21 protein-coding genes and 1 riboswitch are annotated in these 21,459 nt (G+C 67.7%); of the genes, 9 read left to right on the top strand and 12 right to left on the bottom strand.

The annotated features are described in order from the left end of the window. Positions 1–115: 115 nt before the first annotated feature. Positions 116–1,564: a M1 family metallopeptidase gene (locus tag D0D37_RS10135; protein WP_116200251.1), complete on the top strand. Its 1,449-nt coding sequence runs from the start codon at positions 116–118 to the stop codon at positions 1,562–1,564. Beyond that, entirely contained in the window at positions 1,561–2,166 is a 606-nt protein-coding gene (pcp, locus tag D0D37_RS10130) for a pyroglutamyl-peptidase I (protein ID WP_208719889.1), read from the top strand. Before D0D37_RS10135 ends, pcp begins: the two co-directional genes overlap by 4 nt. Positions 2,167–2,169: 3 nt before the next feature. Here the strand turns inward: pcp and D0D37_RS10125 are convergent, their stop codons facing one another. Continuing rightward, positions 2,170–4,026 (bottom strand): Hsp70 family protein, encoded by a 1,857-nt coding sequence (locus tag D0D37_RS10125; RefSeq protein ID WP_116200249.1) that lies wholly within the window; start codon positions 4,024–4,026, stop codon positions 2,170–2,172. Positions 4,027–4,159: 133 nt separating this feature from the next. On the opposite strand from D0D37_RS10125, the gene D0D37_RS10120 reads away from it, so the two are divergent. Next, positions 4,160–4,585: a helix-turn-helix domain-containing protein gene (locus D0D37_RS10120; protein ID WP_116200248.1), complete on the top strand. Its 426-nt coding sequence runs from the start codon at positions 4,160–4,162 to the stop codon at positions 4,583–4,585. A gap of 57 nt (positions 4,586–4,642) precedes the next feature. Continuing rightward, the gene (locus D0D37_RS10115) at positions 4,643–5,233 is read left to right on the top strand and encodes a PIN domain-containing protein (RefSeq protein WP_162834145.1); all 591 of its coding nucleotides are present in this window, start codon (positions 4,643–4,645) and stop codon (positions 5,231–5,233) included. Positions 5,234–5,241: 8 nt separating this feature from the next. Here the strand turns inward: D0D37_RS10115 and D0D37_RS10110 are convergent, their stop codons facing one another. Continuing rightward, the gene (locus tag D0D37_RS10110; protein ID WP_116200246.1) at positions 5,242–6,228 is read right to left on the bottom strand and encodes a protein kinase family protein; all 987 of its coding nucleotides are present in this window, start codon (positions 6,226–6,228) and stop codon (positions 5,242–5,244) included. A 62-nt stretch (positions 6,229–6,290) separates the two neighbouring features. Further along, positions 6,291–8,840 carry an ATP-dependent Clp protease ATP-binding subunit gene (locus tag D0D37_RS10105; RefSeq protein ID WP_116200245.1) on the bottom strand — a complete coding sequence of 850 codons (2,550 nt, stop codon included), beginning with the start codon at positions 8,838–8,840 and terminating at the stop codon, positions 6,291–6,293. 372 nt (positions 8,841–9,212) lie between these two features. On the opposite strand from D0D37_RS10105, the gene D0D37_RS10100 reads away from it, so the two are divergent. Continuing rightward, positions 9,213–10,028, top strand: a complete 816-nt coding sequence (locus D0D37_RS10100; RefSeq protein WP_116200244.1) for a (2Fe-2S)-binding protein — start codon at positions 9,213–9,215, stop codon at positions 10,026–10,028. A gap of 18 nt (positions 10,029–10,046) precedes the next feature. On the opposite strand, the gene D0D37_RS10095 is transcribed toward D0D37_RS10100, so the two are convergent. Beyond that, positions 10,047–10,616: a TIGR03086 family metal-binding protein gene (locus D0D37_RS10095; RefSeq protein ID WP_116200243.1), complete on the bottom strand. Its 570-nt coding sequence runs from the start codon at positions 10,614–10,616 to the stop codon at positions 10,047–10,049. Between the two features lie 67 nt (positions 10,617–10,683). On the opposite strand from D0D37_RS10095, the gene D0D37_RS10090 reads away from it, so the two are divergent. Next, positions 10,684–11,499, top strand: a complete 816-nt coding sequence (locus tag D0D37_RS10090; protein ID WP_208719888.1) for a helix-turn-helix domain-containing protein — start codon at positions 10,684–10,686, stop codon at positions 11,497–11,499. A gap of 154 nt (positions 11,500–11,653) precedes the next feature. On the opposite strand, the gene D0D37_RS10085 is transcribed toward D0D37_RS10090, so the two are convergent. Both D0D37_RS10085 and lysS read right to left on the bottom strand, forming a co-directional pair. Further along, entirely contained in the window at positions 11,654–12,007 is a 354-nt protein-coding gene (locus D0D37_RS10085; RefSeq protein WP_116200241.1) for a histone-like nucleoid-structuring protein Lsr2, read from the bottom strand. Positions 12,008–12,170: 163 nt separating this feature from the next. Beyond that, complete coding sequence (gene lysS / locus D0D37_RS10080; protein WP_116200240.1) at positions 12,171–13,679, bottom strand: lysine--tRNA ligase; 1,509 nt, start codon at positions 13,677–13,679, stop codon at positions 12,171–12,173. Positions 13,680–13,761: 82 nt separating this feature from the next. On the opposite strand from lysS, the gene D0D37_RS10075 reads away from it, so the two are divergent. After that, positions 13,762–14,526, top strand: a complete 765-nt coding sequence (locus tag D0D37_RS10075) for a class I SAM-dependent methyltransferase (protein WP_167493515.1) — start codon at positions 13,762–13,764, stop codon at positions 14,524–14,526. Between the two features lie 49 nt (positions 14,527–14,575). Beyond that, positions 14,576–14,638: riboswitch (guanidine-III (ykkC-III) riboswitch) on the top strand. Positions 14,639–14,671: 33 nt separating this feature from the next. After that, the gene (locus D0D37_RS10070) at positions 14,672–14,986 is read left to right on the top strand and encodes a DMT family transporter (protein WP_116200239.1); all 315 of its coding nucleotides are present in this window, start codon (positions 14,672–14,674) and stop codon (positions 14,984–14,986) included. Between the two features lie 3 nt (positions 14,987–14,989). On the opposite strand, the gene D0D37_RS10065 is transcribed toward D0D37_RS10070, so the two are convergent. After that, complete coding sequence (locus D0D37_RS10065; RefSeq protein ID WP_116200238.1) at positions 14,990–15,844, bottom strand: sigma-70 family RNA polymerase sigma factor; 855 nt, start codon at positions 15,842–15,844, stop codon at positions 14,990–14,992. Between the two features lie 87 nt (positions 15,845–15,931). Between D0D37_RS10065 and D0D37_RS10060 the strand changes: the two genes are divergently transcribed. Further along, the gene (locus D0D37_RS10060; protein WP_116200237.1) at positions 15,932–16,663 is read left to right on the top strand and encodes an SDR family oxidoreductase; all 732 of its coding nucleotides are present in this window, start codon (positions 15,932–15,934) and stop codon (positions 16,661–16,663) included. On the opposite strand, the gene D0D37_RS10055 is transcribed toward D0D37_RS10060, so the two are convergent. The 5 genes from D0D37_RS10055 to D0D37_RS10035 all read right to left on the bottom strand — a co-directional run bounded on the left by D0D37_RS10055 (position 16,660) and on the right by D0D37_RS10035 (position 21,156). After that, positions 16,660–17,433, bottom strand: a complete 774-nt coding sequence (locus D0D37_RS10055; RefSeq protein ID WP_116200236.1) for a type III pantothenate kinase — start codon at positions 17,431–17,433, stop codon at positions 16,660–16,662. The two genes, D0D37_RS10060 and D0D37_RS10055, sit on opposite strands and share 4 nt — an antisense overlap. A 43-nt stretch (positions 17,434–17,476) precedes the next feature. Continuing rightward, a complete protein-coding gene (gene panD / locus D0D37_RS10050) occupies positions 17,477–17,971 on the bottom strand; it encodes an aspartate 1-decarboxylase (RefSeq protein WP_116200235.1) in 495 nt (164 codons plus the stop codon). A gap of 12 nt (positions 17,972–17,983) precedes the next feature. Further along, on the bottom strand, positions 17,984–18,892 hold the full coding sequence (panC, locus tag D0D37_RS10045) for a pantoate--beta-alanine ligase (protein ID WP_116200234.1): 909 nt from the start codon (positions 18,890–18,892) through the stop codon (positions 17,984–17,986). Next, positions 18,889–19,830: a Rossmann-like and DUF2520 domain-containing protein gene (locus D0D37_RS10040; RefSeq protein WP_425266917.1), complete on the bottom strand. Its 942-nt coding sequence runs from the start codon at positions 19,828–19,830 to the stop codon at positions 18,889–18,891. The genes panC and D0D37_RS10040 overlap by 4 nt, the downstream gene beginning before the upstream one ends. Before the next feature lie 219 nt (positions 19,831–20,049). After that, on the bottom strand, positions 20,050–21,156 hold the full coding sequence (locus D0D37_RS10035; protein WP_116200232.1) for a PrsW family intramembrane metalloprotease: 1,107 nt from the start codon (positions 21,154–21,156) through the stop codon (positions 20,050–20,052). Positions 21,157–21,459: the final 303 nt, after the last annotated feature.

The following is a 21,459-nucleotide window of genomic DNA, read 5'->3' as shown; positions in this document are numbered from 1 at the left end:
GTGTGGGGGCCCGACGGAAGTGTGGACTTTCGAGACAATCTGCCCACCTTGCGGTTACTCCATGCCTTCTCGGCGCTACGTTGCGGAGGATTCACACGCAGACACAGGAGCGCCCATGAGAGCACTGCACCGCTGGCGTCGCCCGGCAGTGACCGTCGCAGCCACCCTCACCGCATTGACGCTCGGCACTGGAATCGCCTCGGCCGGCCAGGACGGCTGGGACCGGCCGACCCCCGGTTCGGACGGCGCCGGAGACAGCTACTACCCGCAGGACGGCAACGGCGGGTACCAGGTCTCCGACTACGACCTCAAGGTCGACTACGCCCCGGACACCCATCAGCTCGCCGGTCTCCAGACGGTCCATGCGAAGGCGACCCAGTCGCTCAGCTCGTTCGACCTGGACCTCCGGGGCCTCACCGTCGACTCGGTCCGGGTCAACGGGATGCCCGCGAAGTTCACCCGCACCGAAGACCACGAACTCGTGATCACGCCGAAGATGCCGCTGTGGAAGGGGCTGCCGTTCATCGCCGAGGTCGCCTACCACGGCGTTCCGGTCGCGATCAACGACCCGAACCTGGGCAAGAACGGCTGGCAGTTCACCAAGTCCGGCGGCGCGTTCGCGGCAGGCGAACCGAAGTCGGCCACCACCTGGTACCCGGTCAACGACACCCCGCGCAACAAGGCCCGGTTCCGGCTGTCGATCACCGTCCCGAACGAATGGGGCGTGATCGCCAACGGCCGCGAGGTCGGCTCGTTCCGGACGCGCGCGGGCACCACGCACGTCTGGGCGGAGGACACCCCGACCGCGCCGTACATGACCACGGTCGCGATCGACAAGTGGACCTTCAACAAGCGCAAGCGCGAGGACGGCACCCCGATCGTCAGCGCGTACGCGCCGGGCACCTCGGACGCCACGAAGCAGGCTGACGGCCAACTGCCGGAGGTCATCGACTTCCTCGAATCGAAGTTCGGCAAGTATCCGGTGGACGCCGCGGGCGGCATCTACCTGACCGAGCCGATCGGGTTCTCGCTCGAGACGATGAGCCGCCCGATCTACTCCGGCCGCGCGGGCAACATCAGCACGATCGTGCACGAGAACGCGCACCAGTGGTGGGGCGACACCGTGGCCGTCGACCATTGGAAGGACGTCTGCCTCAACGAATGCTTCGCGTCCTACGCGACCTGGCTGTGGGCGCAGGCGAAGAACGGCGAGGACCTCGACGCCACCTACCTCAACGAGGTCGCCTCGGCCAGCGACCAGTTCTGGAACGGCAAGCTGTACGACATGGGTCCCGGCCACGAGTTCACCTACGTGTACTCCAAGGGCCCGGTCATGCTGCACGCGCTCAGCAAGTACATGGGCCAGGACGCGTTCGACCGGATGCTGAAGACCTGGAATTCCGTGCACCACAACGGGAACGCAAGCATGCAGGAGTTCCAGAAGTACTGTGAGAAGCTGTCCGGCATGGACCTGCAGGGCTTCTTCGACGCGTGGATCTACGGCAACGGCAAGCCGTCCGACGAGTTCCTCTACCCGGGCGACCTCAAACCGGCCGCGAAGTGACAGTTCTGCTGACCGGGTTCGCGCCCTTTGACGGAGCGGCGTCGAATCCTTCTTGGCAGGCAGCTTCGCTGGCAGCGGCGCGGCGGACGGACACGGTGGCGGTAGAGCTGCCGTGCGAGTTCGACGCGTCGCTGCCGGCGCTGCGGGCCGCGATCCTGGCACACCGGCCAGAACTGGTCGTGTGCGCCGGGCTCGCCGGCGGACGTGAGCACGTCACGCCGGAACGAGTGGCGATCAACCTGATCGACGCCCGGATCCCGGACAACGCGGGCGCACAGCCGGTCGACGTGCCGGTGGTCGCGGACGGGCCTTCCGCGTACTTCACCATGCTGCCGGTGAAAGCGGTGGTCGCGGCGATCGAGGCGGCGGGATTGCCCGCGGCCGTGTCGTACACCGCCGGGACGTACGTGTGCAATCAAGTCTTCTACGGCCTGATGCACCTGATCACGACGGAGTTCCCCGGACTGCGCGGCGGTTTCGTGCACGTGCCGGAGGAAGCCCGGATGCCGCTGGACTCGACCGCGCGAGCGCTCGGGATCGTCGTGGACACCGCGCTGACCGTGCACGAGGACGTGCCGACCTCGGCCGGAACGCTGCACTGAGCTTTATTCGCCAGGCTGGACGGTCTGCTGGAAGAACTGCACCAAATCCTGCGGCCTCCGGCTCGTGTGCGACGGGCTGGTGTCCATCACCGTGCCGACCACGGGGATGCCGTCGGCCTGGTAGATCAGCAGACCCAGCTTCGGTCCGACGCCCGCGACGTAACGGCCGCTCAGCCCGGTGCGGGTGCGCCAGGTGTCGGTCTCGACGCGGCCGGTCATGTCCTTGCGCGCACCCGGCTCGACCTGGGCGAGGGTGAGTCCTTCGTGGAACGCGACCGTGGTCTGGTCCGGGAAGCGGCACAGTGCGGTGCGGAGTGCGCCTAGGGCTTTCGCCAGTTCCGGGTCGTCCGAGCAGGTGGCGCGGGTTTGAATGGTCGAACCGGCGAGGCGGAGCATGCACCGGGTTATTCCGTTCTCGGCCGGGGCTGCTGCTTGATAGCCGACGCAGGCGGCAGCCGGGGCTGCTGAACTGGACGGACTGGCGGGCTGATTCGCCGCCGCGGAGGGCAAGGGCTTGTCGTCGCGGCTGGTGGCGAGAACGGCGGTCACGATTCCGGCGACGACGAGCACGGTCAGGGCGATCGCGCCGAATACGAGAGGTTTGCGGGACTTCTTTCGCGGCTGCTGCCATCCGGGCGGGGGCGGCATGGGCGGCCGCTGGTTCAGGACCGGCTGCTGAATCGGACCGGCTTGCCGAACTGGACCGGGCTGCTGCTGGACGGGCGGCCAGGATGGCGGTGCCTGCATTGGCCCTGCCTGCGTTGGTGCTGCCTGCATTGGTGCAGCTGGAATCGGTGCCGCCGGACGCTCGTCCACCGGCACGTGATGCAACCCGAACGCGACCGCCGTCTCCGGCTGGTCCTCGGTAGTCGGCACCACCCCGAGCGTCGACCCGACCAACGAGGCCAGCAACGGCATCCGGCTGGGTCCACCGACCAGGTACACGCCACCGAGCCGATCCGGCGAAAGCCCGGCGCGCGCGATCGTCGCCGCGAGCATTTCAGCGCTGCGCAACAGATTCGGCCGCACCAACGCTTCCAACTCGGCGCGGGTGACGAGAACGTCGCCGAAGGGATCCGGCATCGGTACCTCGGTGTGCACGTGCCGGGAAAGACTCTCCTTGGCGTCGCGGACGTCCTGGAGCAACACCCGCCGCAACCGTCGATCGCTGGTCGTCTGCGGCCGGAGAAGCCGTTGCCACTGGGCCGGATCCGCATGCGAAACCGAACGTCCAATATGGACCAGCAAGGCTTGGTCGATGTCCAGGCTGCCGAGATCCGGCAACCCGTCCTCCGCCAGAACCGCGGTGCCCGCCCCGACGACCGCGCAGTCGAACGTGCCCGCCCCGAGGTCGTACACCGCGATCGGCCCGCCAGGCGCTCCGTTTTCGCGCAGGGTCGCGTAATGCGCCGCCGCCGCGACCGGCTCCGGCACCAACCGCACCTGCCCAAACCCGGCCTTCCCCGCCGCCGCGCGAAGAAGTTGCTGCCGCTGCGCGCCCCACCCGGCCGGATGGGACAACCGCACCTCGTCCGGAACCCCGGAAAGCTGCCGCTCGGCCTCCTCGCCCATCCGCCGCAACACGGCGGCGAAGGCGTCGACGACCGGCACCGCCCGATCGCCGAGCAGAAGCTCGCCGTCGTCGATGCGCCGCTTGGGATTCGGCTCGAACCGGCTGGGATCCAGCCGAGCCCGCCGCTCCGCGTCCTGCCCGACGACGAGCCGCCCGTCCTCCTCCGCGTAAACCGCGGAAGACATGGTGACCGACCCGTCGACCTCGATCGCCCGCGGTCCGCGCCCGAAGGCAGCCAAGACGCCAACCGTGCTGGAAGTACCGAAGTCGATCGACAGGACGTCCACGCAGTTCCCCTCCCCAAAACCCCACCGCATCGTCTCACGAGCCCAGGTGGCAGATATAACTGAAACCAACTTGCCATAGCAAGCGACACTGAGGCACACTTGAGTACGTCAACAGCCGGGAAGCGGAGAGACCATGACGCCGACCACCACCGCGCGAGAGTCGCTGTTCGCGACCCCGCGCGCACAGCAAGAGGCCCACGCCGCCGCGGAGCTGATCGCCGAAGCAGGCGGCCAGGTCACGCTCGACGGCGTTGAACTGGGCGGCGAGATCCGCGAACTGCTGCGCCAGATCATCGCCATCGTCGCCGACGGCGGAACAGTGACCGTCGGTGCGATGCCGGAGATCATCACCACCACGGTGGCCGCGGAGTTGCTCGGGATCTCCAGGACCACGCTGATGAAACACGTCCGCGCCGGCGACCTGCCGAGCACCCGGACCGGCAGCCACACGAAACTCCGCCGCGACGACGTCCTCGCCTTTCGCCGGGAACGACTGCGCAAACAACGGGACGCCTTGAATGAATTGCTCGCGATCGAAGACCAGCTCGGCGTCGAATAGTCAGAATCGATCAGGAGGGGCCGCACCGCCGAACTCTCGTCCTCGCATCGTGGTGCGATGCCCACTCGCGTGCTTCCCGATGCCAATGTCCTGCACGCCAGAACGCTCCGAGACTGGCTGCTTCTGCTGAAGGACACGGGAAACGCAAGCATGTTTCACGTCTGCTACACCGAAGACATTCTTGCCGAGACCATCCAGAGCATTCGCCGACGCAATCCCGGTCTCACCGGAACCGAGATCACCAAAATCCGCGACGCGATCGCCGGGACGATGGACGGCCGCATCGACGACTATCCGTCCGGACAGGACGCCGTCATGCTGACTGACCCGTTCGACCGGCGCATCCACGCGGCCGCGATCCCCGGATCGATGGGTTGCGTCGTCAGTCTTGACCACGGGTTCACCAACCTGCCGACGGCAGTGCGAGACACACTCGATTACGAGATCTACACCCCGGACGAATTCTTCCTCCTCATTGACGATTCGTCGCCGAGGCTGGTCCGCGCAACACTGCGCAGGCAAATCCTGTACTTCTCCGGACGAGGTGGCGCGCACCCGGACTTCGCTGGCGCACTGGTGAAATCCGGCTGTCCCGCCTTCGCTGAGCGAATCACTGAGCGCTGCCGCGAGATCGCACTCGACCAGTAGCCGCAGGCCTACCCCGCGAAAAGCTCCGCCGGAAAACGCGTCTCCCGATCCGCTTGAAGCCGCGTATAGAAGTCGTTCATCTCCACCGCCACCGCCGCATGCCTAGCCACCACATCGGCGATCGGCGAAGGCAGCTCAAGCTCCCCAGCCGCCGCCTTGCGCACGGCGGCCAGGCGGCTCTCGCGATCCCACGTTCCGTGCACCTCGGTCACCAGCCAGTTCACCAAATACATCGACCCATAAGCCCGGTCATGCTCAGTATTCAGCTCAGCGAACGCCAACTCCTCCTCGGTCAGATCGAACCGGCGCGCGAACGACAGGCCGAAATCAGTCAGCACGAACCGATCCCCGTCGGTCAGGAAGTTCTCGAAGTGGTTGTCGAAGTGCAGGACACCCTGCGCACGAAGAAACGAGAGCGTCTCGCCGACCTGCGACGCAACACGTTCAGCCTGATCCAAATGCCCCGGCAGCCAACGGTGCAAGTTAGTCGGAAAATACTCGCAGAACAGCACAACGCTCGACGAAGCCTCCTGCAGTTCCATGAGCCGCCGCCGGACCGCAAGAGAACCGCCCCAGTACTCGACGTCCTCTTCCAGCGAACGATCCGGCACTCGACCCGAGAGGACCGGCAGTACTCGCCAGTGGTGCAGCAAAGGGAAGTTCTCGCACTGTCCACTGAGGACCCAGCCGTTGGCCATGACGTGCAACGCCAGCTCCCGCCAAGCCGAACCCTCCGGCGAGCCCAGACCGTAATGGCAAAAGCCAGGCAGGCCATACAGATTGGCGGTGGAATGCGGATGCTGCCGCTCCAACGAGGTGAGCGGCACCCGCTTCGCGAACACCGGCACCCCGCCGACGTCCAGCCGGGCACCGCTGCCGCCGATTCCCTCGGACAACACCTCAGCGGACTCGAGCCGTTCGGTGAGCTGACGGTCGCTCAGCAGGGAAAGCGCGGTGCTCGCCGCGGCGTGCCGCGAGATTCGAGAAGACCCCATAACCCGACAATAGAGAAAAGGGCGGCTCCCGAACCGGGAGCCGCCCTTTTTCTTCAGTTACTTCACTCGTTCTCGGACTCGCCGTTTTCCGCGGCGCCGATGGTCACCGGCGGAGCGTCGGGGACCGAGGCCGGGCGCTTCTCCCCGCGGAAGGTGAAGTGCGCCTCGTCGTCGCGGTCTTCCGGGTTGCCGCTCCAGCCGTCGACGTCGACCAGGATGATCTGTCCGGCCTCGACCTCGCCGAAGAGGATCTTCTCCGACAGCTGGTCCTCGATCTCGCGCTGGATCGTGCGGCGCAGCGGCCGGGCGCCGAGCACCGGGTCGAAGCCGCGCTTGGCCAGCAGCGCCTTCGCCTTCTCGGTCAGCTCGAGCTCCATGTCCTTGGCCTTGAGCTGCGTCTCGACCCGGCCGATCATCAGATCCACCATCTGGATGATCTGTTCCTGGTTGAGCTGGTGGAAGACGATGATGTCGTCGATCCGGTTCAGGAACTCCGGGCGGAAATGCTTCTTCATTTCCTCGTTGACCTTCTGCTTCATCTTCTCGTAGCGGTTGCTCGAATCCGCTCCGGAGGAGAAGCCGAGGCTCACGGACTTGGAGATGTCCGAGGTGCCCAGGTTCGAGGTGAAGATCAGCACGGTGTTCTTGAAGTCGACCGTGCGGCCCTGGCCGTCGGTGAGGCGACCGTCTTCGAGCACCTGCAGGAGGGTGTTGTAGATCTCCTGGTGCGCCTTCTCGATCTCGTCGAACAGCACCACCGAGAACGGCTTGCGCCGCACCTTCTCGGTCAGCTGCCCGCCCTCTTCGTAGCCGACGTAGCCCGGAGGGGCACCGAAGAGCCGCGAGGCGGTGTAGCGGTCGTGGAACTCGCCCATGTCGATCTGGATGAGCGCGTCGTCCTCGCCGAACAGGAACGCCGCCAGCGCCTTCGACAGCTCCGTCTTACCGACACCGGACGGACCGGCGAAGATGAACGAACCGGACGGACGCTTCGGGTCCTTCAGACCCGCACGCGTACGGCGGATCGCCTGCGAGACGGCCTTGACCGCGTCCTCCTGGCCGATGATGCGCTTGTGGAGCTCGTCCTCCATGCGCAGCAGCCGGGTGGTCTCCTCCTCGGTGAGCTTGAACACCGGGATGCCGGTCCAGTTGGCCAGCACCTCCGCGATCTGCTCGTCGTCCACCTCGGCGACGACGTCGAGGTCGCCGTCCTTCCACTGCTTCTCCCGCTCGCCCTTCTGGCCGAGGAGCTGCTTCTCCTCGTCGCGAAGGCGCGCGGCCCGCTCGAAGTCCTGCGCGTCGATCGCGGACTCCTTGTCCCGGCGCACGTCGGCGATCTTCTCGTCGAACTCGCGCAGGTCCGGCGGCGCGGTCATCCGGCGGATGCGCATCCGGGCCCCGGCCTCGTCGATCAGGTCGATCGCCTTGTCCGGCAGGAACCGGTCGTTGATGTAGCGGTCGGCCAGCGTCGCGGCCGCGACCAGCGCCGAGTCGGTGATCGAGACGCGGTGGTGCGCCTCGTACCGGTCGCGCAGGCCCTTGAGGATCTCGATCGTGTGCTCGAGCGACGGCTCGCCCACCTGGATCGGCTGGAAACGGCGCTCCAGCGCGGCGTCCTTCTCGATGTACTTGCGGTACTCCTCGAGCGTGGTCGCGCCGATCGTCTGCAGCTCGCCGCGGGCCAGCATCGGCTTCAGGATCGACGCCGCGTCGATCGCGCCCTCGGCCGCGCCCGCGCCGACGAGCGTGTGCAGCTCGTCGATGAACAGGATGATGTCGCCGCGGGTCTTGATCTCCTTGAGCACCTTCTTCAGGCGCTCTTCGAAGTCGCCGCGGTACCGCGAACCGGCGACCAGCGAGCCCAGGTCGAGGGTGTAGAGCTGCTTGTCCTTGAGCGTCTCGGGCACCTCGCCCTTGACGATGCTCTGCGCCAGGCCCTCGACGACGGCGGTCTTGCCGACGCCCGGCTCGCCGATGAGCACCGGGTTGTTCTTGGTCCGGCGGGACAGCACCTGCATGACCCGCTCGATCTCCTTGCCGCGCCCGATGACCGGGTCGAGCTTGCCCTCGCGGGCGAGCACGGTCATGTTGCGGCCGAACTGGTCGAGCACCAGCGAGGAGGACGGCGTGCCCTCGCCGCGGCCGGAACCGCTCTCGGTGGACTTCTCGCCGGTCTGGTAGCCCGACAGGAGCTGCAGCACCTGCTGGCGGACCCGGTTGAGGTCCGCGCCCAGCTTCACGAGCACCTGGGCGGCGACGCCCTCGCCCTCGCGGATCAGGCCGAGCAGGATGTGCTCCGTGCCGATGTAGTTGTGGCCGAGCTGCAGCGCCTCGCGCAGCGACAGCTCCAGCACCTTCTTCGCCCGCGGCGTGAACGGGATGTGCCCGCTCGGCGCCTGCTGGCCCTGGCCGATGATCTCCTCGACCTGCTGGCGCACGCCCTCGAGGGCGATGCCCAGCGACTCCAGCGCCTTGGCGGCGACACCCTCACCCTCGTGGATCAGACCCAGGAGGATGTGCTCGGTGCCGATGTAGTTGTGGTTGAGCATCCGGGCCTCTTCTTGGGCCAGGACGACCACCCGCCTCGCGCGGTCGGTGAACCTCTCAAACATGCGCACTCCCTCGACTGCTGCGTCGGCGGCCCGTAACCTCCGTGGATCGCGTCCACGGCGGACAGCACCGTGAGACCACTCTAGTAGCCAAGCGGTCGCGCTTGCGTACCACTACGGCTTCCGGCGGCCCGTTCGCACCCGGACGGCGACCCGGTCGGTCACCGCTGCTCATCCGGTTGCGCTGCACCTTTACTCCCTGTCGAACGTACGGGACCGGATTAGGATTCCGCCCGGGCACCCCTGTCCGCTCAGCGCGAACACCCCGCGCGACCGGGTGGTCTCCCCCCTTGGCCACCCGATTGGCGCAATCCCGCTCCACATGTAAGGTTAGGCACACCTAATGCTAGCCGTGCCCAGGACGGGGGTGGACCGGTGAACCCGCAGCGCTCGCGCGACGGTGCCCGCGAGATCGGCGACGGGCTCGCGTCCTCCCTGCTGCGCGCCAGCGCACGGTACGAACTGCGCCGCGACGTCCCGGCGGACTGGTTCCGCTGCGCTGACCTCCTGGAACAGCCCGCGCTGTTCGGCGAGTGGCGGTCCCGGCTGACCGACTGGCTCCTTGACCAGCACGGCGCGGCACCGGCGCGGACAGCGGCCAGCTACGTCATGTCCTGGTACCTCTACGTCCCCGCGTACGTAGGCGCGTTGCTGCTGCACCACGAGCGCCGCGTGCCGTCCCTGAAGCCGGAGCGGCTCGCGTTCGGCCTCGGCCCCGACCGGCCGCATCCAGAGGGCATGGCTGTGCTCAGCGACGCCTTCTACTGCCTGCCCACCGACCCGGGCAGCGTCCGCCCGGAGGCCACCGTCGTGCGCGACGAACGCGCGCTGGCCGCAGTGCTGCGTGCGCAGTTCATCGGCCACGCTGCCCGCTTCGTCCGCGCCTACGCCCCCGGCACCCGGCTCGGCCGCCGCATGCTCTGGGCGGCCGCCACAGACGCACTGGACGGCGCGCTGTGGCGGGTTGGCAAACAAGGCGGGACAGCCGAGGCCGAAGGCGCTGGCGTCGCGGACGCCGCGCTGGTGCTCGACGCGCAGTACCGCCCGTTGACCTCGGCGTCCACCTTGCGCGTGGCGATCGACGACGACGGACACCGGGCTTGGGAGCGCCGCCGGGAGAGCTGCTGCTTCTCCTATCTCCTGCCCGGGGAGGCGGAATGCGAAAGCTGTCCGCGAATCTGCCGTCGTTGATCTCCATCGAGTGAAATATCAGGCGTACGGGTCCCGGCCTGTCGCGCCCAGCGCCCGGTGCAGCACCGGCGCGGTTTCCGGCACCGCGACTTCCGGGCCGAAGACTCCGCCGGCGCGGGCCTCCTCGCCCATTCCGGCCGCGAACGCGAGAACCACTTCGGCGGCTTCGTCCGAGCAGTTCAGCTCGGTGCCGCTCGCCCGCGTGAGATCCCAGGCGTGCACGACGAATTCGCCGAGCACCATGTCTCCGACGGCCGCGGCGGGCAGTTCGGACCCGCCGAAGGTGATGGTGCCGGTCCACGCTTCCGGCGGAGCGAGCGCGGCGACGACGTCGTCGGTCAGTGCTTCCAGAGTCTTCGGCCAGTCGTCGCCGACGAGCGAGGCCTCGGCTTCGCTCGGCGCGGGCGGTTCGTAGGACTCGTGCCGGATGGCGGCGGCGAGCCAAGGGCCCCAGTAGAAAAGGTGGTTGAGAAGGCCGCGAACGTCGTAGTCCGCGCAGGCGGTGGGCGCGGTCAGCGACGGGGCGGCAGCCGCGACGCGCCGCAGTTCGGCGGCGGCCGGGGCGAGCAGTCCGGAGTGATTCGACATGCGGCCCAGCCAACCACGCGGCGCGGGACCCGTCTTGAAATTACGCGACGCACTACTGTTTTCAGCCATGCGGCGGATCCCGAGCGGCATCCTGAACGAGCGGACGGCTCGCACCAAGTTCACTCTCGCCCGGCATCCGCCCGCCCCGGAACTGCGCGATTTCGTGGAACACCACTGGATACTGCGCTGGGACCTGACCGAATCCCACGAACAGCACGTGCTGCCGAATCTGTCGGTGCACGTGACGTTCTTCCCCGGCGCGTGCGGCGTTTACGGTCCGGCGCACCGGCTTTTCACGCATCGGCTCAGCGGACGCGTGCACGGGATCGGGGCCAGGATCCGGCCCGGATGTTTCCGCCCGTTCCTCGACGCCCCGGTGCGCACCCTCGCCGATCGCGCGGAGGACGTGACCACGATCTTCGGACCCGCCGCCGCGGTCGCGGAAAAATCCGTCCGCAATGCGCGGACGGACGAGGAAATGATCACTGCAATCGACAACTTGCTGATCGCACACCGTCGTCCCATTCTCCCGGCCGCCCGGACGGCCGCCGAGGCGGTGGAAACAATCGCGGCGGATCCCGAGATCACCAAGGTCGCGGAACTGGCGGCGGCACTCGGACTGTCGATCCGGGCAGTGCAGCGGTTGTTCGCCGAGCACGTCGGAACAACGCCGAAGTGGGCGATCCGGATTTACCGCCTCAACGAAGCCGCCCGGTTGCTCGCCGCACCGGCCGCTCCGGATTACGCGGATCTGGCGACTCGGCTGGGCTATAGCGACCAACCTCACTTCGTCCGCGATTTCCGCGCGGTGACCGGAGCGCCTCCCGCGGAGTACGCCCGTTCGGCCCGCCGGCTGATCTCGGGCACGCCGGACGGCGCATAGCCGGGAAACTAATACGGAACGCCAAACGGCCGCCGGGAATGTTCCCGACGGCCGTTTGGCGTGCGGAGTGCGAAGACACCCCCGTCTCCGCCGCGGTGCGTTCTCCCGGTTCGCTAACCGGAGGACCGCATCCGCGAGTTCCGGAAATGCCCGGTCAGTTCTTCTTGTGGTAAGCCTCGACGACCTCCGACGGGATGCGCCCGCGGTCGGAAACCTGGAAACCGTTCTTGCGGGCCCACGCGCGAATCGCCTGGTTCTGCTCGCGGTCGACCGCGGCCGGGCGGGCCGGGGACTTGCCGCCGGCGACCGGACGCAGCGGCGCGCGCTTGCGGCCGCCCGCACGACGGGCGTGCTCGACGTACTGCGCCAGCGCGTCCCGCAGCTCCTCGGCGTTTTCGTTCGACAGGTCGATCTGGTAGCTCACACCGTCCAAACCGAACTCGACGGTCTCTTCCGCCTCACTGCCGTCGAGGTCGTCGACCAGAGAGACAAGCACCTTCTGTGCCATCTGATTCCTCCTGCGGGGCTTACCCGAATGATCTGGCTACATGATCTGGTTTCGGGGCAAGCCCCGAGCTACAGAAGTCTTTGACACCCATATTAATACCCGCTTGCCCGGCCGTAGGCAAATCCGCATTGAGGAAATCTCGACCGGTGCGGCGAACGGCGTCCTATTCAGGTCGCACGAGCGGGAAGAGGATCGTCTCGCGGATACCGAGCCCGGTCAGTGCCATGAGCAGCCGGTCGATCCCCATTCCGACCCCGCCGCTCGGCGGCATTCCGTACTCGAGCGCGCGCAGGAAATCCTCGTCGAGACGCATCGCCTCGCTATCCCCGGCGGCGCCGAGCCGCGCCTGTTCGGTGAGCCGCTGCCGTTCCACCACCGGATCCACCAGCTCGGAGTATCCGGTCGCGAGTTCGAAACCGCGCACGTACAGGTCCCACTTCTCGGCCACGCCCGCGCGGCTGCGGTGCTGCCGCGTGAGAGGAGAGGTCTCGAGCGGGAAATCCCGGACAAATGTAGGCGCTTGCAGTCCGTCGCCGACGAGATGTTCCCACAGTTCTTCGACGAGTTTGCCGTGCGCTAGCTTGGGATCCACCTCGATCTCGCGCGCCGCGGCGATCTTGTGCAGTGCTTCGGCGGGAGTATCCGGCGTCACTTCCTCGCCGAGCGCTTCCGAGAGCGACTCGTACATGCCGAGTGTCGTCCATTCGCCGGAAAGGTCGTACTCGGTTCCGTCGGCGAGAGTGACGACCTGGGTGCCGAGCACGTTCTCCGCGGCCTCCTGGATGAGTTCGCGGGTCATCACGGCATTCGTGTCGTAAGTGGCGTAGGCCTCGTAGTACTCGAGCATCGCGAACTCCGGCGAGTGCGAGGAGTCGCTGCCCTCGTTGCGGAAGTTCCGGTTGATCTCGAAAACCTTCTCGATCCCGCCGACCACGCAGCGCTTGAGGTACAGCTCCGGCGCGATGCGCAGGAACAGCTCGAGGTCGAAGGCATTGGAATGCGTGACGAACGGCCGGGCCGTCGCTCCGCCGTGCAACGTCTGCAGCATCGGGGTCTCGACCTCGGTGAATCCCCGGCGGTGGAACGACTCGCGCAGCGAACGCATCACGCCGGAGCGCGTGCGCACCACGTCGCGCGCCTTCGGCCGCATAATCAGATCGACATAACGCTGCCGGATTCGCGTTTCCTCGGACAGCTCCTTGAACGCCACCGGCAGCGGTCGCAGCGACTTCGCCGCGATCTGCCAGCTGTCGGCCAGCACGGAAAGCTCGCCGCGCTTCGAGGTGATCACCTCGCCGTGCACGAATACGTGGTCGCCGAGATCGACATCGGACTTCCACGAGGCGAGAGACTCGGGCCCGACCTGCGCGAGACTCAGCATCGCCTGCAGTTCCGTGCCGTCGCCCTCACGAAGAGTGGCGAAACACAGTTTGCCCGTATTGCGGAGAAACATGACGCGACCGGTGACGCCGACCGACTGACCGGTGCTGGTGTCGGCTTCGAGACCGGAATGTTCGGCACGGATCTGCGCGAGAGTGTGCGTGCGCGGAACCTCTACCGGGTAAGGATCGGCGCCCTCCGCGATTATCCGGTCGCGCTTGTCCCGGCGCACCCGCATCTGTTCGGGCAGGTCGTCATCGGGCAGTGCGTCGGACGCGGGGAATTCGGTCATGGCCACAGCGTACGAAGCCGCTGGTGAACCGCGTCAACCGGATTCCCCTTCCGGGGCACTCACGGTATTAGGGTGGTTACTCGTGAGCGATCCCAGCACTGATGCGGAACTGCGGGCCCAGCGGGCTTCTTCGTTCGGCGACCAGGCGAGCGCCTATGCCCGGCACCGGCCGGACTATCCCCGGGCGGCACTCGAATGGGGCATGTCCGGAGCAAACCGACCGGTACGCGACGTGCTGGACCTCGCGGCGGGCACCGGAAAACTCACCGAGGGGCTGGTCGATCTCGGCCGCTCGGTGACCGCGGTGGAGCCCGACCCGGGCATGCTCGCCGAACTGTCCCGGCGGCTGCCGGACGTTCCCGCGCTGCTCGGCAAGGCCGAGGACATCCCGCTGCCGGACGGATCGGCGGACGCGGTGTTCGTCGGACAGGCCCTGCACTGGTTCGATTTGGAGCCGGCGTTCGCGCAGATCCGCCGGATCCTGCGGCCTGGGGGAGCCGTGGTGGCGCTGTGGAATCACGACGACGAATCCGTGCCGTGGGTGCTCGAATTCGCCCGGCTGGTCCGCACCGGCATCAGCCGCGGGTTCTCCGATGAGGAGCGAACGCTGCGCGCGGACGGCTTCGGCCCGTTCGAACAGGACCGGTTCGCCCACACCCACCGGCGCTCGATCGAATCGCTGCTGGCGACCGTGGCCACGCATTCGCATCTGCTGGTCGCGTCCGCGCAGGACCGCGATGAACAACTCGCGCGGGCCCGGGCGTACCTGGAATCTGTTCCGGAGACCGGTACAGGCGAATTCGACTACCCGCTGGTCACCACGGTTCTGCGGGCCCGCCGGAGCTGAGCGGCGACCGAAATCACCACCTCGGCGCGTCCGGTTGGTGCTAATTTCGGAAGCGGCGGTGCTTCCGCCCCGGACGAGCGCGTCGTACCCGGTGACGACAAGACGGCGCAGTGGACGTATCCGTCACTGCGAAAGGCTCTCGATCATGGCTTGGCTCGTTCTTGTCGTTTCCGGATTTCTCGAAACCGTGTGGGCCGCGGCGCTCGGCGCCTCGAAAGGCTTCAGCAGGCTCTGGCCGAGCGTGCTGTTCGGCGGCGCACTGCTGCTCAGCATGTCCGGTCTCGCGTATTCCTTGCGCGAAATTCCGCTCGGCACCGGATACGCGGTGTGGGTCGGCATCGGCGCGGTGGGGACCGCTGGGTACGGGATCGTCGCGATGAACGATCCGCTCACCGTCGGCCGGATCACCTGCCTCGTGCTGATTGTCGCCGGGGTCGTCGGGTTGAAACTGTTCCACTGATCTTCACCCGAGGGCGATCTCCAGCCCGCGCAGCCGCTCCGGCCCGGAAATCACGTCGATCCCGGCAATCAGGTCGCCGTCGAAAACGAACTTGAGGACCACGGCGAGCCGGCCGCGCGGGGCGAGCACCAGGCCGGGACCGCCGTCGACCAACGCGACCTGCGTGCTGCGCGCGACTTCCGAAGCGAGCAGCGCGCCCTTGCTGACCGCTCGGACACCGCGTAGCACCACCGGCGCCGCGCCGGTGTCCGAGTGCAGCACGACGTCCGGGTCGAGCACTTTCAACAGTCCCGCGAAGTCTCCCTCGCGAGCAGCGGCCAGGTACGCCTCGACGACCCCGCGCCGCTTGCTCGCGTCGGCTGGCCCGGCTTCTCCGCCACGCACCCGGCGACGAGCCCGGCTGGCCAATTGGCGGACCGCCGCCGGGTTGCGGTCGAGGATCTGCGCGATGTCCTCGAAGGGCACGGCGAACATGTCGTGCAGCACGAACGCGATCCGTTCGGCCGGGCCGAGGACGTCGAGTACTACCAGCATCGCCAGGCCGACAGAATCGGCCAGTTGGGCTTCTTCGGCGAGGTCCGCGCCGTCGTCGCCGCGGTCGAGCGGGAACGCGTCCAGCGAGTCCTCGCGGCGGCGTTCGCGCGTGCGCAACAGGTTCAGGCACACCCGCGCGACCACTGTGGTGAGCCAGGCGGGCAGATTCTGTACCTCGGAAACATCTGCGCCGTCCGCGCGCAGCCAGGCTTCCTGCACCGCGTCGTCGGCCTCGGCAAGCGAGCCGAGCATCCGGTAAGCGACGCCGCGAAGCCGCGGCCGCTGTTCCTCGAATTGGGCGGCGAGCAGGTCTCTGTCGTCCACCTGTCACATCTCCTTCACGGGCGGGTTCATCCCAGTAGGACACCCCCAGTGCCCGACCCCGCAGCACTTTACCCGGAAGGAATTGTCATGACGACGATCTTGGTCACCGGCGGCACCGGAACCCTCGGCAAGCTGGTCGTTCCCGCTCTCGGCGACGCGAAGGTACGCATTCTCAGCCGGAACGCGAACGGCCCCGACCGGTTCGCCTGCGACCTGATGACCGGCGAAGGTCTCGCTCCCGCGGTCGACGGTGCGGACGTGGTCGTCCACCTGGCAGGCGGACCGAAGGGCGACGACGTAGCAACGGCGAATCTCGTCCGCGCCGCTGAACGCGCCGGAGTCGGCCACCTGGTTTTCATTTCGGTGATCGCCGCCGACGCGGTGCCGCTGGGCTATTTCCGCCGCAAGCACGAGGCCGAGAAGCTGGTCGCCGCGGCGGACGTGCCGTCGACCATCCTGCGCGCGGCCCAGTTCCACGGCTTCTGCCTCAATGCCGTGCAGGCAATGGCGAAACTGCCGATCGTGCCGGTGCCCGCGATCAATTTCCAGCCCGTCGACGCCCGGGAAGTGGCCGAGCGGATCGCGCGGCTGGAGGTCGGCGACCCGGCCGGGCGAGTACGGGATCTGGCCGGGCCCAAGGTGTATGGCATGGGCGAACTGGTCGACAAGTATTTGCAGGTGCGCGGACGGCGGCGAGGGAAAATGCCCATGCGGATTCCCGGTGCGGCCGGAAAGGTCTATCGCGCGGACGGCAACCTCAACCTCGACGCGGACACCGGCACCCGCACCTTCGAGGATTACCTGGCCGAGCAGTTCTAACGCACGTTCCGTTCGTACACCAGCCGCAGGCCGAGCAGCGTCAGGTCCGGCACGTGCTCCTTGATCGTCTCGGATTCGCCCAGCACCAGCGGAGCGAGCCCGCCGGTGGCGATCACCGTGACCGGATCCGAGCTGTCGGCTTGCAATTCGCGCACGATCCGCCGGACGAGCCCGTCGACCTGGCCGGCGAAGCCGTACAGAATGCCGGACTGCAGGCATTCCACGGTGTTCTTGCCGATCACCGACCGCGGCGGGACGAGTTCCACCTTCCGCAGCGCGGCCGCGCGGGCGGCGAGCGCGTCCACCGAGATCTCGATGCCCGGGGCGAACGCCCCGCCGAGGAATTCGCCCCTGGCCGAGATCGCGTCGACGTTCGTGGAGGTGCCGAAATCGACCACCACGCACGCGGTGGCGTGCAAATGGTGCGCGGCAAGGGTGTTCACGAGCCGGTCCGCGCCGACTTCCTTCGGATTGTCCACCAGCAGCGCGACCCCGGTGCGCACGCCGGGCTCGACCACGATCTTCGGCACCCGCGCGTAATAGCGGCCGAGCATCACCCGCAATTCGCGCAGCACCGCGGGCACTGTGGACAGTGCGCTGATTCCGGTGACCGCGTCGGCGTGCGGGCCGAGCAGCCCGCGCACGGTGAGCGCGAGTTCGTCCGCGGTCATCCGCGCGTCGGTGCGCATCCGCCAGTCACCGACCAGCTCGGCGCCTTGGTAGAGGCCGAGCACGATATTGGTGTTGCCGACGTCGACAGTGAGCAGCAACGAGGTCTTCCTTACTGCGGCTCGCGACCGCCGCCGGTACAGGTCAGTTTTCGGCGTGCAGCAACGCGTCGAGACGGCGCGCGTCCGCGGTTTCGGCCACCGGGAAGGTCATCGTGTCCTCTTCGGGCAGCGTGACCGTGCCGCTCAGCAGACCCGATCCGTCCGGGGCGTGCGCCGGGTCGTCCCCGCGCTCGACGATCCGGTTGTAATCGTCCACAAAGATCACTCGCGGCCGGTAGGCGCGCGCTTCCGCGTCGTCCATCTGGCCGTAGGCGATCAGGATGACCAGGTCGCCCGGGTGCACCAGATGCGCGGCGGCCCCGTTGATGCCGAGCACGCCGCTGCCGCGCTCGCCGGTGATGACGTAGGTTTCCAGCCGGGCGCCGTTCGTGACATCCACAATGGACACCTGCTCGCCCTCGATCAGATCGGCGGCCTCCATCAGGTCCTCGTCGACCGTCACCGAACCCACGTAGTGCAGGTCGGCCTGGGTCACCGTGGCCCGGTGGATCTTCGATTTCAGCATCGTGCGATACATCGCAGACTCTCCCTATTCCCCTGCGTCCGGATCCCCGCTCGGATGTTCCACGGCTTTTCCGAGCAGCACTCCCGCGTTGTCGATCAGCCGGGTACTCCCCACCCGGGCGGCGACCAGCAACCGCGCCTCTCCGTCGACGGGCGCCGGCCCCAGATCGGTTCCCCTCAATTCCAGGTAATCCACTTCCACCTGGGGACGGGCCGCGAGCGTCTTCCGTGCCATTTCCAGCACGGCGTCCGCTCCGTCCCGCCCGACGTGCGCTCCCGCCGACAACGCGGACGACAGCACCACGGCGTCTTGCCTCTGTTCCGGCGTCAGGTAGACGTTGCGCGAGGACAGCGCGAGGCCGTCCCGCTCCCGGACCGTCGGCACCCCGATGACGCGGGTGTCGATGTTCAGGTCCGCCACCATCCGCTTGATCAGCACCAGCTGCTGGTAGTCCTTCTCCCCGAAGAACGCGTAATCCGGGCGCAGCAGGTTGAACAGCTTCGCGACGACCGTCAGCACCCCGGCGAAATGCCCGGGCCGGACGGCCCCCTCAAGCTCGTCGCCGAGCGGGCCGGGGTTCAAGGTGACCACCGCGTTGTCCGCGTACAGGTCCGAAGCCTTCGGCGTGAAGGCCAGCTCGACGCCCGCTTCGGACAAGGTCGCCAAGTCGGCTTCGAGCTGACGCGGGTACGCCTCGAAGTCCTCGCCCTCGCCGAACTGCAACGGGTTCACGAAGATCGACGCGGCGACGACGGTGTTCGGCAGCCGCTTCGCACGGCGCAGCAGTTCTCGGTGGCCGTCGTGCAGCGCGCCCATGGTGGGCACGAGCGCGACCTTCCGGCCGACGCTGCGCAGGCTCCAGCTCACCTTGCTGATGTGCTCGGGCGGCTGGAACGTGTTGAGCGTTCCGCGCTGGAATTTCGGTGTCGTCACGGGGTCTGTCCTTCGGCGGGGTCGGCGAGAAGATCGGTCAGTTCGCCCGCGGCCGCGGGATCGAGCAGGCCGGCGGCGCGGGACCGTTCGGCCGTGCGCCGGGCCAGCGCCCGGTAGGCCGGGGCGATCTGCGGCACCCGGTCCGTGAGCACGTCGAGGTGCTTGCGGACGGTGCCGAGATCACCACGCGGGACCGGTCCGGTGAGGGCGCGGTCCCCGTGGCGAAGGACATTGTCCAATGCCGCCGAAAGCAGCGGTGCGACGAGTCGTTCCGGATGCCCGATTCCGGCGTCGCGCAGGATTTCGGTGCAGTCGGCGACCAGCGTCATCAGGTGATTCGCGCCGTGCGCCAGCGCCGCGTGATACAGCGCCCGCGCGGATTCGGGAACCCGCACCGGCTCGGCGCCCATCTCGACGGCGAGCGCCTCGCCGACGTTCCACGCGGCTTCGTCGTCCGGTGCCGCGGTGACGCCGATGCTTGCCGCGACAAGGCGTTCCAGATCTTCCTCGCGGCCGGTGAAGGTGAGCACCGGATGCAACGCCAGCGGCAGCGCACCGGCTTCCGCTACCGGGGCCAGCACGTCGATGCCGTGCGCACCCGAGGTGTGCACCACGATCTGGCCCGCACGGACCGAATTCGTAGCGACCAGACCACGGACGGTGCCCGCGAGCGCGTCGTCCGGCAACGCGAGCAGGACCAGATCGGCTCTCCGCACGACTTCGTCGGGCGGCAGCAACGGGACGTCGGGCAGCAGCCGTTCCGCGCGGTTCAGCGAAGCGGCGGACAGCCCCGACGCGGCGACGACGGTGTGGCCTGCCCTGGCCAGTGCCGCACCGAGGACACTGCCCACTCGGCCGGCGGAAACGACGCCCACGGCAAGGCGGGCCGGCCGGTTCATGGCGTGCGCCTGTGGACGCTCATGGCTCGAACTCCTCATGTTCGTTCCAGTCCCGCTCTTTCGTCGCGGGTACCAGACGACGGCGCGAGAGTAGCCCCGCCCCGGCCGGATCAAGGTGCCCGGGTGACCAGCTTCACCCGGGGCGGCCAATCGCGCCCGTACCTTATTGGCAGTCAGCTTCTCGCGGTCGCCGTGTGCCCGAATCCCCCGGTGGAACGCCACTTTTGGCACGGTAGAGCTACCCCGGACGGGGAATGTTCACCGACTGTCGCGACTGTTCGCCAATCGCATGGCATCGGCGCGGGCGTCTCGCAGTGCCTGCAGCAACTCTTCCTGCCGCTGCCGGTCCTGCTCAGTGCGCAGCCGAGTACGGCGCAGGAATGCGAGTTCCGTCACGCTCGTCTGATACCGGCCCACCGCCCGCGCCGCCGCCCGCCCGGATTGCTTCCGCGCCTGCTTACGCCATTCGCGCCGCCCGGGGAGACTGGCAAGCAAGTCGATCTCCGACGGCGCGATCCACCGCGCAGCCGCCATCTTCGGCAACGCCGCGGCGACGATCCGCTGTTCTCTCCGCCGCTGCAACACGATCACGTAGATCGCGGCGATCAGCAGCGGCAAAATCACCAGGAAATACAGGGTGAGGAAGGACTTTCCGCCATTCAGCGTAGCCGCGGCGTTCCAGAGCGCGTGCAGGAAGACGCCAGCGAGGTATCCGGCCAGCGGCGCGAGAATCCGGACCCACCGCTGCGCATAGCGAGCGGCGATCCCGAACCCGATGCCGGTCATAGCGGTGAACAGCGGATGCGTGAACGGCGAAAGCACGCCCCGCACGAGGAAAGCGGCGAGCACCCCGGAGCTGGTGCCGTTGCCGAAGCCATGGTCAGCGAAGGCGCGGCCGAAGTAATAGATATTCTCGGTGAAGGCAAACCCGGCGGCCGCGAACCCCGCGTAGACGACGCCGTCGACGATCCCGTCGAATTCCTCGTTGCGCCGCCAGAAGATCAACAGGACAAAGACGCCCTTCGCGGCTTCCTCGACCAGCGGCGCGGAGATGAGCGCACTGACCTTGCTGCCGTTGCCGCCGCCGAGAAGCAGATCGCCGAACGCCTCGGCCCCGGTGTTGATCAGCAGCGCGGTAACCGTGGCAATGCAAGCGCCCCAAGCAAAAGCGATCAAGAGCAACTTCGCCGGCTCAGGCTCCCACCGATCCACCCAGAGCAACCCGGCGACCACCACGACGACCGGCAGCAACGCAGCAACCACGCCAATCGCGACGGCCAGCCACCCCACGCGCGCGGTAGCGAGCCCGAAGAGAAAAAGCCCGCACAACGCCACGACGATCAGCCCGAGCACCGGAAGGAGCACGGTGACCTGCCGCGAACGAGATGACGTGGACGCAGAACCCGGCGGCGTGGCAGGGAGAGTGCCGTTCACGAGCGGTCACCCTACGCAGGCCGCACCGGCCATGCCGTCTGGACGTACCGGGTTCAGCCCTCCGCGCGACGCACTCCGTGACGCTAGTCCCCTACTCCCTGCCCCGCCTGAGTCCGTGAGGGGAACCTTCACGGACTCAGAGTCCCTCAGGGTTCCCCTCACGACCAACGACGGTCCGTGAGGGGCCCCTTCACGGACCCAGATTCCCTCAAGGAGCCCTTCACGGACCCACCC

Origin of the sequence: Amycolatopsis circi (genome assembly GCF_003385235.1) — a bacterium.
Classification (GTDB): Bacteria; Actinomycetota; Actinomycetes; order Mycobacteriales; family Pseudonocardiaceae; genus Amycolatopsis; species Amycolatopsis circi.
This window is presented reverse-complemented; position numbering and strand designations above follow the sequence as displayed.

Excerpts from the sequence above, each read along its gene's own strand:
- D0D37_RS10135 (WP_116200251.1), top strand. The coding sequence starts at position 116 with ATGAGAGCACTGCACCGCTGGCGTCGCCCGGCAGTGACCGTCGCAGCC.
- D0D37_RS10120 (WP_116200248.1), top strand. The coding sequence starts at position 4,160 with ATGACGCCGACCACCACCGCGCGAGAGTCGCTGTTCGCGACCCCGCGC.
- D0D37_RS10115 (WP_162834145.1), top strand. The coding sequence starts at position 4,643 with ATGCCCACTCGCGTGCTTCCCGATGCCAATGTCCTGCACGCCAGAACG.
- D0D37_RS10110 (WP_116200246.1), bottom strand. The coding sequence starts at position 6,228 with ATGGGGTCTTCTCGAATCTCGCGGCACGCCGCGGCGAGCACCGCGCTT.
- D0D37_RS10105 (WP_116200245.1), bottom strand. The coding sequence starts at position 8,840 with ATGTTTGAGAGGTTCACCGACCGCGCGAGGCGGGTGGTCGTCCTGGCC.
- D0D37_RS10095 (WP_116200243.1), bottom strand. The coding sequence starts at position 10,616 with ATGTCGAATCACTCCGGACTGCTCGCCCCGGCCGCCGCCGAACTGCGG.
- D0D37_RS10090 (WP_208719888.1), top strand. The coding sequence starts at position 10,684 with ATGCGGCGGATCCCGAGCGGCATCCTGAACGAGCGGACGGCTCGCACC.
- D0D37_RS10085 (WP_116200241.1), bottom strand. The coding sequence starts at position 12,007 with ATGGCACAGAAGGTGCTTGTCTCTCTGGTCGACGACCTCGACGGCAGT.
- lysS (WP_116200240.1), bottom strand. The coding sequence starts at position 13,679 with ATGACCGAATTCCCCGCGTCCGACGCACTGCCCGATGACGACCTGCCC.
- D0D37_RS10070 (WP_116200239.1), top strand. The coding sequence starts at position 14,672 with ATGGCTTGGCTCGTTCTTGTCGTTTCCGGATTTCTCGAAACCGTGTGG.
- D0D37_RS10060 (WP_116200237.1), top strand. The coding sequence starts at position 15,932 with ATGACGACGATCTTGGTCACCGGCGGCACCGGAACCCTCGGCAAGCTG.
- panD (WP_116200235.1), bottom strand. The coding sequence starts at position 17,971 with ATGTATCGCACGATGCTGAAATCGAAGATCCACCGGGCCACGGTGACC.
- D0D37_RS10040 (WP_425266917.1), bottom strand. The coding sequence starts at position 19,830 with ATGAGGAGTTCGAGCCATGAGCGTCCACAGGCGCACGCCATGAACCGG.